Origin of the sequence: Dendronalium phyllosphericum CENA369 (assembly GCF_016056275.1) — a bacterium.
Classification (GTDB): domain Bacteria; phylum Cyanobacteriota; class Cyanobacteriia; order Cyanobacteriales; family Nostocaceae; genus Dendronalium; species Dendronalium phyllosphericum.
On record NZ_JAECZA010000106.1, the window covers coordinates 1 to 12,720 of the forward strand.

Consider the following 12,720-nt stretch of genomic DNA (forward strand, 5'->3'; position numbering starts at 1 on the left):
GATGAGGGGGATGAGGGGGATGAGGGAGCTGGGGGAGAATAACTTGCGACTTGCGACTTGCGACTTCTGCCTCCTGACAACTAACAACTAACAACTAACAACTGACTACTGACTACTGACTACATTTGCTACGATCGCTACTAATTCTCCTGGGTCTACTGGTTTAGGCACATGAGTCTGAAAGCCAGCTTCTAAGGCACGGATACGATCCTCACTATCAGCATAGGCAGTTAAAGCAACTGCGGGGACTTTTCCGCCTCTATCTGCTTTCAATGCGCGTACCTTACGGATCAGGGTGTAGCCATCTTCTCCGGGCATAGCAATATCACAGATAAAAACATCAGGTTGCCACTCAGCTAACACTTCTAGCGCCGCTACTGCCGATGCAACTGCTGTAACAGTGGCTCCATCTGCTTCTAGTACGGTAGTAATGTAAAAGCGGCTATCATCATCATCATCAACTACGAGGATGTTTAAGCCAGCTAGAGGAAGAGGAGGTTCCATAAAATCTCCATTGCTGGTGGAAAACAGATAATTACAACTAAACTGACTATTTCTTTTTTCCTCACTGACCATCTCAATCGCAATTTTACTGCGATCGCGTCAATTGTTATTACTAAATAATTCAACTTATTCAACTGCGATCGCTAACATTTGTAGTTCTTATTCACTAGAAATTCCGAAAAATTTGTTTTTTGTAACTCCTTATACATAAAAACTTTATAAATCATAATCATACAGGATATTTTAATCTAACTTAATAAACTTAAACTTTTATTCACAGTCATATAAACAGAGATTTACGCGAAAATCTAGTAATTTTAAAGTAATTGCGAACTACTCTTCGGGCAGCCAAGGGTCATTATTACAAACCGGATTGACTAAACCTGTACTATATATAGTTATGCTTGGATTGTAGACTAGCAGCCAAAAAAGCAGCAGATATTAACAGAGGGTAGTAAAAATCAAGATAGCAAATTTCACTGCTCAAAGCTTTTAAGACATCATATTCTATTGCGAAAACATAAAAATTCGTTTCCTAATTTGCTATTGCAAATATAGGTTTTTCAGATAAAGATAAATTCAAAGAGGTGCAAGGGCTTACGCATTTTTGAATTCAAAGCTTGGAAGTGAAAACCCGATGTGGAAGAAGAATCAGACAACAAGGGTATGAAAATATCTTTTCTCTACTACCCATTTGAAAACAGTCTCAGACTATTGCTAATTTGTAATACGGGAACTCGAACGTGAATACTAACGATGTTACTATACCTTTCCCCGTTGACCTCAGCAACTGCAACAAAGAGCCAATTCATATTCCTGGCTTTATTCAGCCACATGGAGTCCTTTTAGCGTTAAAAGAAGCAGATTTAACTATCCTGCAAGTCAGCGAGAATACATTCAATATCTTTGGGGTACATCCCGAAGAATTACTCAATCAAAATTTGAGTAACTTACTGGAATCAGACCAAGTAAATTTATTAAGAGATTGTTTATATCAAGAAGATTTACCAATAGTTAATCCTGTCGAATTTAATATTAAAAACAATGGCAATATTTTGCATTTTGATGGAATTCTTCATCGTTCTAATAGTACTTTGATTCTTGAGCTAGAACCTCTGGCAGCAGCAAAAACTAATGCATTTTTTCAGTTCTATCACTTAGTCAAACAGGCAATGTTAAAGTTACAGGTAGCATCCACTGTAACCGAACTCAGTCAGATACTTGCTAAAGAAGTAAAAAAAATAACTGGTTTTGATCGAGTGATGGTTTATCGATTTGATGAAAACTGGAATGGCATAATTATTGCTGAAGAAAAGCCGGAGTATCTCACTGCTTATTTAGGTTTGCACTATCCTGCTTCTGATATTCCCCAACAAGCTAGAAATCTCTACAGCCAAAACTGGTTGAGAATAATACCAGATGCTAAATATCAACCAGTAGCAATTGTGCCAACGAATAACCCTTTGAATGACCAGCCTTTAGATTTGAGTAGGTCAGTATTGCGGAGTGTGTCACCCTTACACACTGAATACATGCACAATATGGGCGTAGCAGCATCAATGTCAATTTCTATTATGAAAAACCAAAAACTGTGGGGACTAATTGCCTGTCATCATCAAAAACCTAAATATATTCCCTATGAAATTCGCAGCAATTGTGAGTTTTTGGCACAGATGACATCATTAGAAATGAGTGCTAGAGAGGATATTGAAGATACTGAATACAAAATTCAGTTGAAATCTATCAATACAAAATTAATGGAGTACATGTCATTAGAAAATAACTTTATTGATGGGTTAATTAACAAGAATCCAAATCTACTACATCTTGTAAATGCTCAAGGAACTGTAGTTTGTTTTAATGGCAACTATTTTCCTATTGGCAATACTCCCGAACAACAAGATATTCACAATTTAGTGGAATGGATTGCTCAAAATCGGCAGGAAGAGATTTTTTATACTGATTCGCTAGCACAATTTTACCCAGAAGCGGAAAAATTTCGGGATGTTGCCAGCGGTTTGATGGTAATTTCCATTTCTAAAACTCAGAAAAACTATGTTTTATGGTTTCGTCCAGAGGTGGTGCGAACTGTAAATTGGGGAGGCAACCCTAATAAACCTGTAGAGGTGATAGCAAACGGCAGCATCCGCTTATCACCCCGCAAGTCGTTTGAGTTATGGAAAGAAACGGTGCTGTTAAAGTCGCTTCCTTGGAAATCTTGTGAAATCAGCGCAGCATTGGAGTTGAGAAATGCAATTATTGGCGTGGTGTTGCGAAAAGCAGATGAATTAGCACAAATTAATATCGAATTAGAACGCAGTAATAATGAATTGGATGCTTTTGCCTACATTGCTTCTCATGATTTGAAAGAACCATTGCGCGGCATTCACAATTACTCTAATTTTTTAATTGAAGACTACGGCGAAACTATCAATGCAGAAGGTAAAGCCAAGTTACTTACCTTGATGCGTCTGACTCAGCGGATGGAGGATTTAATTGATTCGCTACTGCACTTTTCCCGCTTGGGAAGGGTGGATCTCTCGATGCAGGAGACTGACCTCAATAGTGTAATAAGTCAAAGTTTAGATTTGTTAAGTGCGCGAATTGAGGAGATGAATGTAGAAATTCGCATTCCGAGATTGCTACTAACAGTGTATTGCGATCGCATCCAAGTAGGCGAAGTCTTTAATAATTTGATTGCCAACGCCATTAAATACAACGATAAAGCCGAAAAATGGATTGAAATTGGCTATATTGATAATCCAGCCGCACCAGTCACATTCTATGTGCGAGACAACGGCATTGGCATTCGCGAAAAACACTTTGAAGCAATTTTCCGCATATTCAAACGACTGCACGGGCCGAGCAAATATGGCGGTGGTACTGGGGCAGGATTAACCATTGCCAAAAAAATTGTGGAACGGCATAGAGGTAAAATCTGGGTGGAGTCAACTTATGGCCGAGGTAGTACTTTCTATTTCACCTTGGCGGGAGTAGATTGAACCGATGATTGGTAACGCCACCCAAACTTTGCTAGTAATTGAAGACAGCGATGAAGACTTTGAAGCTTTGTGCCGAGTTATGTACCGACAAGCTGTTATCAATCCTATCTTTCGTTGTACTGATGGTGATGAAGCACTCGATTTTCTTTACCACACAGGTTCGTATAGCGATGCTCAAACTGCTCCCCGCCCCTCGATTATTTTACTCGACCTGAATTTACCGGGAACCGATGGGCGAGAAGTTTTAGAGCAAATCAAGCAGGATGGAAGCTTCAAAACTATTCCTGTGATTGTATTTACCACATCTGCCAACCCTAAAGATATCGAAATATGTTACCGACATTGTGTTGCTAGTTATATTTTGAAACCAATCGATATCAAGAGATTGGTACAAACAATTCAAAGCTTTATAACTTATTGGTTGGATCTTGTCATTCTCCCCGATGCTGTTAGCAATTAGTCATGGCACAACCGCTAACTGTTTTAATTATTGACGATTGTCTGGAAGACCGTCAGGTTTATCGTCGCTATTTGCTGCAAGATGAGGAACACAGTTACACAATTCTCGAAGAAGAATCAGGAGAAGGAGCGTTAGCTTTATGTCAGCAGTTTCAGCCTGATTGTATTTTATTAGACTTTGTCTTACCAGACTTGGATGGTCTGGAATTTCTGGCAGAATTACAACTTCTGGCCAAGCAAGCAATGCCTGCTGCAATCATGTTAACAGGGTATGGCAATGAAGCTTTGGCTGTACAGGCAATGAAAAGTGGTGTCCAAGATTATTTAGTTAAAGGACAGACGACAGCCGAACGTTTGCGCTCTACTATCCATTCAGCAATTCAAAATGTACGGCTACGCCAAGAACTGCAACGAAGTGAAGAGCGTTTCCGGACTTCGGTTGAGAATATGCTAGACTGCTTTGGCATTTACTCAGCGATTCGCGATCGCGCGGGTGAAATCGAAGACTTTAGCGTTGATTATGTGAATGCTGCTGCTTGTGAATTTTTTTGCATTACTCAAGAAGAACAGCAGAGCAAAGGACTGGGCAAAATCCTACCCCATTTTTGTGAAGATGGCTTGTTTGATGAGTTCTGCCGAGTTGTAGAAACGAGCCAACCTTTAGTGAAAGAATCACTAGTATATACTTCCTTTGCTAGCAAACAGCGATCGCTCAAAGTCATTGATATTCGCATTACCAAAATGGGAGATGGCTTTGTTGCTTCTTGGCGAGATGTGACACAAAAAAAACAGGCTGAGGAACGGTTGCGCGCGAGTCAGCAATTTATCGAACGGATTGCAAAAACAACTCCAGGAATTTTGTACGTTTACGACTTAGTCGAACAGCGCAGCATTTATATCAATCATCAGATTACGCAACTGCTTGGGTATACACCCGAACAAATTCAGGATATGGGCACTGAGTTCATGCCAAAATTAATGCATCCTGATGATTTAGCTCAATTCCCCATGTATCAGCAACGAGTTAACTCAGCCCAGGAGGGTGAAGTTTTAGAAAATGAGTATCGAATGCGACATGCCAATGGAGAATGGCGCTGGTTTTGTAGTCGAGATACTGTATTTACTAGAAATTCTGACGGTTCGTCACAGCAGATTATTGGTACAACCATTGATATCAGCGATCGCAAACATACAGAGGAGCAGCTACGCTTAAGCAACGAGCGTTTCCAATTGGCGGCGGCTGCGGTTGACAGTCTCATATATGACTGGGATATACAAAAAAATACGGTTGACAGAACTGAGGGGCTAACGCGAATTTTGGGCTATTCCCAACAAGAGGCGGAACCAAACCAGAAATGGTGGATAGAGCAGATCCATTCTGATGATAGAGAGCACCTAGGTAATTACTTCCGGAACATATCTGCTAATCAAAATCGCTACAGCGCAGAATATAGAGTGCGTCATAAAAATAACCAATATCTGTATGTACTGGATCGAGGAGTGATTGCGCGAGATGCTCGTGGAGAACCAGTGCGGGCAGTGGGCAGTATGATGGATATTAGCGCTCGCAAACATGCTGAAGTAGCATTGCGCCAAAGCGAGGCCAAGTTTAGACGCATTGTGGAATCTAATATAGTTGGTATTTATTTCGGTGACTTCAGCGGTCAAATTTATGAAGCGAACGATGCTTTTTTAGAAATGTTTGATTACACCCGCGAGGAACTAGAAGCCGGAGTCATGCGCTGGGATTTGATGACACCACCCGAATACCAAGACCTCGACCGACAAAAAGTTCAAGAACTGCAAGTCTCTGGAGTTTGCACTCCTTTTGAGAAGGAGTATTGTCGCAAAGATGGAACTCGCGTTCCTGTTCTTTTGGGAATTGCTTGCACTGAAGGTACAGAGAAGGAGGGTTATGCGGTCTGCTTCGTTATCGATATCACTAAACGCAAACTTGCCGAAGTTGCCCTGCGTCGCAGCGAAGAACGCTACCGTTACTTATCGGATGCCATTCCCCAACTTGTTTGGATTTGCGATGCTAAGGGAGAATACGAGCATGTCAATCAACGATGGTGTGAATTTACTGGGCAAACGATTGACGAGGCGTTGAAGTTTGACTGGACAAAAGTTATACATCCAGAGGATCTGCCAGTAGTTATGCAGGTATGGACACAAGCCTTGCAGACAGAAAAATCTTACGAACAGGAAATCCGCTATAAAAGTCGTGACGGCAATTATCGCTGGCATCTAGCACGAGCTGTACCGATCAAGGATGAGCTAGGACATGTGGTAATGTGGTTTGGTACAGGTACAGATATTAACGATCGCAAACAATTAGAAGCCGAACGCGACCGACTTTTGCAACTCGAACAAGTCGCCCGTGCGGAAGCTGAGGCAGCCAATCAAGCTAAAGATGAATTTGTGGCCATGGTATCTCACGATTTGCGATCGCCACTACATGCTATTATCGGCTGGGCGGAACTGCTACGAACTCGCAAACTAGATGCAGATACTTTCGCCACTGCTTTGGAAACCATCGAACGCAATGCTAAATCTCAGGCAACACTCCTAGAAGACTTGCTAAATATCTCCCGCATCCTTCGAGGCAAGTTACAGCTACAAGTCAGTCCAGTCAATTTAGCTAATATTGTGAAGATGGCGATTAAAACTGCCTATCCATCCGCAAATGCTAAGGGCATTCATTTAGAATCTATACTTGATGAGTCAATTCCATCCATTACGGGCGATACTAACCGTTTGCTACAAGTTCTAGGTAATCTACTCTCGAACGCTATTAAGTTCACCCCATCACAGGGAAGAGTGGATGTGCGTCTTTGCGTGTGTCCCGAACCAAATTCTTCTGACTCAGCACTGATAGAGGTAAGTGACACAGGTATCGGCATTAGTTCGGAGTTTCTGCCCTACGTTTTTGAACGCTATCGGCAGGCAGGTCGCATTCACAAACAAGTTGGTTTAGGATTGGGTTTAGCGATCGCTCGTCATTTAGTAGAACTTCATGGTGGTACTATTCAAGCTAGTAGCCCTGGCGAAGGACAAGGATCTACCTTCGCCATTAAATTACCGTTGTAGCAATTAAAAATTAAACACTCAAAATTTAGCCTACCAACTAACTATTCTTCAGAAGTGCTTAAGTAAATACTCGGTTAATAAATAGTTTTTTGTGTAGTTAAAATTAATCAAGCTCACAAATTACACATTATACATGAGTCCTACTGCCCGCTGGATACTAGGGATTGCTGCCATATTATTTACACTCATGGTTATCCCCAGTGCCTTCGATATACCAGCACTTTGGGGTTTAGTGGTTTTTCTGTTGCTGATAGCCGTATCTTGCTTTTCTAAGCGTGCGCGTCCTATTGCCATCCGACTGATTGCTGCTACTGTTTTGACTATGTACATCTGTTATGTAATCAGTGAAATAGGCAAGCCGTCTTTACCTAAAGCGATTGCTGGTTTGTGCGTCTGGGGTTTACCTGCTGGGTTTGTAGCAATTACTGGCAAATACCCATCTTGGGGGCATGGATCTGCTGCCTTTAACGGTTCGCAAAAGAAACCTAAATAAGGTGGGCAATGCCCACCCTACTTACTTAATTACTCCCACTCGATGGTTCCAGGCGGCTTGGAGGTAATATCATAAACCACGCGGTTAACGCCTTTTACCTCATTGACAATGCGGTTAGAAATGACTTCTAGGACATCGTAAGGTACTCGCGCCCAATCAGCAGTCATGCCATCTTCGCTCTTGACAATTCGCAAGACAATCGGGAAAGCATAAGTACGTTGGTCGCCCATAACGCCAACACTACGAACTGGTAACAATACAGCAAATGCTTGCCAGTACTCATGATATAAGCCACGTTGGTTAATTTCTTGCCGCACAATTAAATCGGCATCGCGCAAGATATTCAACCGTTCAGCGGTGACTTCGCCCAAAATGCGAATTGCTAAACCGGGGCCGGGGAAAGGTTGACGTTGGACAATTTCTTCTGGCAAACCAATAGAACGCCCAACTTTGCGGACTTCATCTTTAAAAAGTTTCCGTAGCGGTTCCACTAGTTTAAAGCGCAGGTCTTTGGGCAACCCGCCAACGTTATGATGGCTCTTGATTTTCACCGCTACCCGTTCGCCAGTTTGGGGATCGACGTTGGTATCAGCAGATTCGATTACATCTGGGTATAGAGTACCTTGAGCCAGATAGTCAAAGTGACCGAGGCGTTTAGATGTTTCTTCAAATACCCGAATAAATTCATGTCCGATGCGACGGCGTTTTTCTTCGGGATCTGTAACATCAGCAATTGCAGTTAAGAAGCGATCGCGGGCATTCACATACTCTACTGGAATGTGAAACTGCTCTTGAAACAGCTTTACCAAGCGTTCTGGCTCATACTTTCGCATAAAGCCTTGGTCGATAAATACACAGGTCAATTGATCCCCGATTGCTTTATGCAATAAGAAAGCCAGGGTAGAAGAATCTACTCCCCCAGACAGCGCCAATAGCACCCGCTTATCACCAACTCTGGCACGAATTTCTCGAATGGATTCTTCTACAAAAGCCGCTGTTGTCCAAGTGGGTTCGCAATCGCAGATGTGGTAAACAAAGTTGCGAATTAATGCCAAGCCGCCAATTGAATGCACTACTTCGGGATGGAACTGTACGCCGTAAAGTTTCCTTTCATGGTCAGCAATGGCAGCGCAAGGAGTATTTTCTGTGTGGGCTAGTAATTCAAATCCTGGCGGCATTTGGGTAACTGAGTCTCCATGACTCATCCACATTGTCGTGCCATCTTCGACGTTAGTCAGCAAGTCTGTTGGGTCATCTATATATATTGATGCTTTGCCGTACTCACCGCGATCGGCTCTTGCTACTTCTCCACCGAGTTGGCTGACCATCAATTGCATACCATAACAGACACCCAAAATGGGAATTCCTAAATTCCAGATTTCTGGGTCGCAATGGGGAGCGCTATCACCATAAACTGAACTTGGGCCGCCAGAGAGAATAATCCCCTTAGGGTTTAGCTGCCGCAATTGTTCGGATGTAGTGCGATAAGAAAGAACTTCGGAGTATACTTGAGTCTCGCGGATGCGACGGGCAATTAGTTCGGAATACTGAGAACCAAAGTCCAGAATAACAATCATTTGACGATCTAATCGCCCCAAAGGTTCAAGTGTTTGAGGCGCTTGGTCGGTTAGTAGAGTCACCGCTGTATTCATGATGGGGTGTAAATGTAAGGTAGATGTCGCTCTATGGTTTAACTAAATACCACTTAGGAGCCTAGTTAGGCTCTGAAATGGTAAGAAAATCCCTTACAAACGCGAGGTAGAATGCGTTTGTTTAGATAATGGATATGGCATGGTATTGAAAAGAATAACCGATCTAAGGGTGGCTACTGAAAAGATATTTATTTGGATTATTTATGATTATTCATAATAAATTAACATAATTTTCCCATCAAGATGCAGCCAGTTTGGCTCTTAACAATAATTTTGCGATCGCGGTCAAAGAGAATCGAGCCACAAACTGTAGCTGCTACACCCCTGCTACTATGGCTTTGAATGTATTCTTGGGAACGAGTATCGATAGCTTGGGCGATCGCCGTATAAACTCGCTCAACCCAATCGCCACCCGTTGAAGCGTTTAAGTTACGTAAGTACTTTAGTGCCGCTTCAGCGGTAGCACTGTTAAATACTGCTCGTATATCTGCTGACTTTAAACCAGCTAGGGCACAGTGTGCTGCTAGAATTTCCCGCCGACCATCAGCAAGGTGATGATGAGTATGAAAAATTCCTCCAGCCAGTTTTAACAGCTTGCCATGATAGCCAAATAATAAGATTTCTTTAACATTTAGAACATCGGCTTCCACTAACATTGGCCCCAGCCAGTTAGCAGTTTTTACTAATCGTTCGGGATTAATACCGAGTGTTGCCGCTAAATCTAAGCCGTTCTCGCCAATACAGAATACTAAACTCTCAAAAGAATCGGCTTTGCGTTGCAATTCACTGCGAAAAGCGTCTAGTTGGGCGGGTGTACTTAAAGGTTGAGAAATACCCGTTGTTCCTAACAGAGAAAGTCCTTCGACAACGCCAAACGCCGCATTAGAAGTACGAACAGCCAGCGATCGCCCCTCCGGTAGGATAATTGTGACAGTAATTTTTTCTCCTGGTGCTAGCATCCGACGCAAGTTTTCTTGAAGCAAGCGTTGAGCATAAGCATAAATAGCAGGCTTGTCATCAGCATTTAGCTGTTTGCCAATCCCTTCTCCCCCCCGAATAATTACAGCTTCACCCTCTTCTCGCCATTCCACCATTGCCCAAATTGGTGTATTCTTAGTCAGGTCGAGATTATCACCAGGGTCACTGTGGGTAATTGCCAAAGCCATATTTTCAGATAGACCCGCTACCTGTTCGATTGGTATTTCTACTATTTGCGCTGGTTCAATCAAATCCACTGACACAACTTTTAGAGGTTGACAATGGCGTAACCAATGTAAAGCTGCAATAGCTGAAGCACAGGCAAATACTGGGAGTGTGTATCCAGAGCGGGACATTTGGTTAATTCAAAAGTCAAAATAATTTTTCAAAATAGAAGATAGTTTCAGACGGTAATTTAGACCCGAACTGTAGCTTGCTTCAGGGTAACGTTCTGCTTCACCCGCTGTAGATAACCTAGAACTCGTAACAGATACCTTTCAACGGTCGAGTGCAATTAGGTTGTTATGCTGTCGCTTGCTGCCTCTAGCTTGACTCTGCTTCACCAGAGATTGATTGCTGAATCCTCTGCTCTAAAGTTTCCTCCCAATCTAGATCGTCTGGATTAATTGTAATCATTCGCCCTACGGCTTTTGAACGATCGATATAAACATGAAAAGCATGTAGGTCTTCTCGATGAGTCAGGACATACTGGCGTAACTCATCAAGGTTCATTGTTTCGTAGTTTGCCGATGTCATGGCTCATATCCTCCAGTTGGCTTGATTTCAAAATCAAGACTATCTCCAGCAAGTATGTATAAGTTCCCAGTGCGCTCATCCATCCTGACAAGCTCAACAGCTTTGTACTGCCAGCCAGTGTAGATTGCATTAGTTAGCCTATAACAAAGTCTATAGAGTCCCTGAGTTTGCTTATTATTGGGTTCCATACTTGTTCAGTGTAACTCACCAACTGATAACAACTATTTGGAACCCATGTAAGTTAATGCTTTTCAATCAAATTCACCAACGCAACTTTTAGGGTTTGGCGATCGCGCAACCAATGTAAAGCTGCAACAGCCCAAGCACAGGCAAATACTGGCGGTGTGTATCCAGAACGGGACATTTGGTTAATTCAAAAGTTAAAAGAATTCTTTAAAATTGAAGACGGTCTCAGACGGTAATTTAGACCCCTTAATAACTTCGCGGGCTATTCATATTCTGACAAAGAGTCAGGAAGGCTATCCTTTTCTTCTTGCGTATATACTGGCACTAAATATGACGGTGAAAGCCCTATATCTCCGGTAAAAGGATATGTAGCAATAAATTTACCTTCGGCAGCAAAAAACATTGGGTTTATATCTCTTCTAACAACTTCCCTAAACCAATTTGCTGCTTTTGTAGAATCAATAATCGGCTGATAGCACTCTTCTACCCAATCATTAAATTCTTGACTTTCTGAAATTTGATAAAATTGATCGGCATCGTAAAATAGATTTCCATCATTATCCTTTGCAATGTTACAGTGTTTCTGAAAAACTCTAGTAGCCTTATCAAGTAACATACTTAAGGTTTTAACCGATCTTTCCAACTCCGTTAAAGTACCAGGAAAATCGGTGCTGATCACCTTTAGTCGAAACTCAAGAAAATGTTCTGGCAATTCGTAAGGCCATCTTGGAATCGGTCTTAGCGTATCTAATGTCCATTGTTTCCATAGCAACAGATGACAATTTTCAACTGCTGAATCAATCAAACTCGTATAAATAATATCTCTGGCCTGCTGGTTTAAATCCCATGTTTGAGATAGTGTTTGCCGAACCCAAAGTTCATGATTAGTCTTAAGAGCATGTAGCTTCTCAATTGGAAAATCCTCTACATTTTTGTCAATAATCGTATGGTGAGTAGGACATAAAAGAATTAGGTTATCGTAAGAGTCCCTTTCATCCGGTGTAAGAAGGCTATTACCGCGAGGCCCATTTGATTCTTTCGCAACAATATGTGCCTGCTCACCAATTAGAATACTACTTGAAGTGGTTTCACTGTCCTGAGTTAATTGAAGTCTGCAACTTGGAAAAGCACATCTGCTCGCAGCTCTACCCCAAAGAAGCTTGATATCTCTCTGACTGATGGTCATGTAACTTGCAACAAAATTTAGTTAAACTCCCACTTCTAATAGCAAAGCTTGCATCTCTTCCCAAGAAAGTCCTCTTTTAATATAACGGGGTGCTTCCGGATTGTATGGACTTCCTATGCGGTCAATAATAATGATTGTTGCCCCATCTGGTATAACTGGCACATCAGGGTCAAAAGCAGTTGGGCGCATTAAAGAACTAGAAAAACCTTTAAAAATGGCAATTTTATCTTGTTCGTCGCCTATTTCCAGCGTTACAACTAAAACTTCTTGTGGGCGTTTGGTGGTGTATTGTTCCAGCCGCTTGCCAATAGAGTTATTCATTAAATTAATTAGGGACTTCCAGAAATTAAATTATTCAATTGTGAGAGCGAAGACGATTGTAAAATTCTTCCTCCCCTGCTCCCCTGCTCCCCC

The 12,720-nt window shown here is 42.0% G+C and carries 11 protein-coding genes and 1 pseudogene; 4 read left to right on the forward strand and 8 right to left on the reverse strand.

Annotation, left to right across the window (positions count from 1 at the left end):
- Nucleotides 1-105 precede the first annotated feature (105 nt).
- On the reverse strand, nucleotides 106-504 hold the full coding sequence (locus I8752_RS19360) for a response regulator (RefSeq protein WP_214433926.1): 399 nt from the start codon (nucleotides 502-504) through the stop codon (nucleotides 106-108).
- Nucleotides 505-1,247: 743 nt separating this feature from the next.
- Here I8752_RS19360 and I8752_RS19365 point away from each other — a divergent pair.
- The 4 genes from I8752_RS19365 to I8752_RS19380 all read left to right on the forward strand — a co-directional run bounded on the left by I8752_RS19365 (nucleotide 1,248) and on the right by I8752_RS19380 (nucleotide 7,548).
- The gene (locus I8752_RS19365; protein ID WP_214433927.1) at nucleotides 1,248-3,506 is read left to right on the forward strand and encodes an ATP-binding protein; all 2,259 of its coding nucleotides are present in this window, start codon (nucleotides 1,248-1,250) and stop codon (nucleotides 3,504-3,506) included.
- A 4-nt stretch (nucleotides 3,507-3,510) separates the two neighbouring features.
- On the forward strand, nucleotides 3,511-3,966 hold the full coding sequence (locus tag I8752_RS19370) for a response regulator (protein WP_214433928.1): 456 nt from the start codon (nucleotides 3,511-3,513) through the stop codon (nucleotides 3,964-3,966).
- A 2-nt stretch (nucleotides 3,967-3,968) separates the two neighbouring features.
- On the forward strand, nucleotides 3,969-7,055 hold the full coding sequence (locus I8752_RS19375) for a PAS domain S-box protein (protein WP_214433929.1): 3,087 nt from the start codon (nucleotides 3,969-3,971) through the stop codon (nucleotides 7,053-7,055).
- Between the two features lie 133 nt (nucleotides 7,056-7,188).
- Complete coding sequence (locus tag I8752_RS19380; RefSeq protein WP_214433930.1) at nucleotides 7,189-7,548, forward strand: hypothetical protein; 360 nt, start codon at nucleotides 7,189-7,191, stop codon at nucleotides 7,546-7,548.
- Between the two features lie 29 nt (nucleotides 7,549-7,577).
- Here I8752_RS19380 and guaA read toward each other — a convergent pair whose 3' ends face one another.
- The 7 genes and pseudogenes from guaA to I8752_RS19415 form a co-directional block, all read right to left on the reverse strand.
- A complete protein-coding gene (guaA, locus tag I8752_RS19385) occupies nucleotides 7,578-9,200 on the reverse strand; it encodes a glutamine-hydrolyzing GMP synthase (protein WP_214433931.1) in 1,623 nt (540 codons plus the stop codon).
- 221 nt (nucleotides 9,201-9,421) lie between these two features.
- Nucleotides 9,422-10,534 (reverse strand): cobalt-precorrin-5B (C(1))-methyltransferase CbiD, encoded by a 1,113-nt coding sequence (gene cbiD / locus I8752_RS19390; protein ID WP_214433932.1) that lies wholly within the window; start codon nucleotides 10,532-10,534, stop codon nucleotides 9,422-9,424.
- A 187-nt stretch (nucleotides 10,535-10,721) separates the two neighbouring features.
- Nucleotides 10,722-10,934 (reverse strand): DUF6887 family protein, encoded by a 213-nt coding sequence (locus I8752_RS19395; RefSeq protein WP_214433933.1) that lies wholly within the window; start codon nucleotides 10,932-10,934, stop codon nucleotides 10,722-10,724.
- On the reverse strand, nucleotides 10,931-11,122 hold the full coding sequence (locus tag I8752_RS19400) for a DUF6888 family protein (RefSeq protein WP_214433934.1): 192 nt from the start codon (nucleotides 11,120-11,122) through the stop codon (nucleotides 10,931-10,933). Before I8752_RS19400 ends, I8752_RS19395 begins: the two co-directional genes overlap by 4 nt.
- A 62-nt stretch (nucleotides 11,123-11,184) precedes the next feature.
- Nucleotides 11,185-11,298 (reverse strand): annotated as a pseudogene (locus I8752_RS19405) (cobalt-precorrin-5B (C(1))-methyltransferase); the annotation flags it as partial.
- 84 nt (nucleotides 11,299-11,382) lie between these two features.
- The gene (locus I8752_RS19410; RefSeq protein ID WP_214433935.1) at nucleotides 11,383-12,306 is read right to left on the reverse strand and encodes an HNH endonuclease; all 924 of its coding nucleotides are present in this window, start codon (nucleotides 12,304-12,306) and stop codon (nucleotides 11,383-11,385) included.
- A gap of 21 nt (nucleotides 12,307-12,327) precedes the next feature.
- Entirely contained in the window at nucleotides 12,328-12,627 is a 300-nt protein-coding gene (locus I8752_RS19415; RefSeq protein WP_214433936.1) for a DUF7734 family protein, read from the reverse strand.
- Between the last annotated feature and the right edge of the window lie 93 nt (nucleotides 12,628-12,720).

Coding starts and splice junctions, on each gene's coding strand:
- I8752_RS19370 (WP_214433928.1), top strand. CDS start 3,511: ATGATTGGTAACGCCACCCAAACTTTGCTAGTAATTGAAGACAGCGAT.
- I8752_RS19410 (WP_214433935.1), bottom strand. CDS start 12,306: ATGACCATCAGTCAGAGAGATATCAAGCTTCTTTGGGGTAGAGCTGCG.
- guaA (WP_214433931.1), bottom strand. CDS start 9,200: ATGAATACAGCGGTGACTCTACTAACCGACCAAGCGCCTCAAACACTT.
- I8752_RS19375 (WP_214433929.1), top strand. CDS start 3,969: ATGGCACAACCGCTAACTGTTTTAATTATTGACGATTGTCTGGAAGAC.
- cbiD (WP_214433932.1), bottom strand. CDS start 10,534: ATGTCCCGCTCTGGATACACACTCCCAGTATTTGCCTGTGCTTCAGCT.
- I8752_RS19400 (WP_214433934.1), bottom strand. CDS start 11,122: ATGGAACCCAATAATAAGCAAACTCAGGGACTCTATAGACTTTGTTAT.
- I8752_RS19395 (WP_214433933.1), bottom strand. CDS start 10,934: ATGACATCGGCAAACTACGAAACAATGAACCTTGATGAGTTACGCCAG.
- I8752_RS19380 (WP_214433930.1), top strand. CDS start 7,189: ATGAGTCCTACTGCCCGCTGGATACTAGGGATTGCTGCCATATTATTT.
- I8752_RS19360 (WP_214433926.1), bottom strand. CDS start 504: ATGGAACCTCCTCTTCCTCTAGCTGGCTTAAACATCCTCGTAGTTGAT.
- I8752_RS19415 (WP_214433936.1), bottom strand. CDS start 12,627: ATGAATAACTCTATTGGCAAGCGGCTGGAACAATACACCACCAAACGC.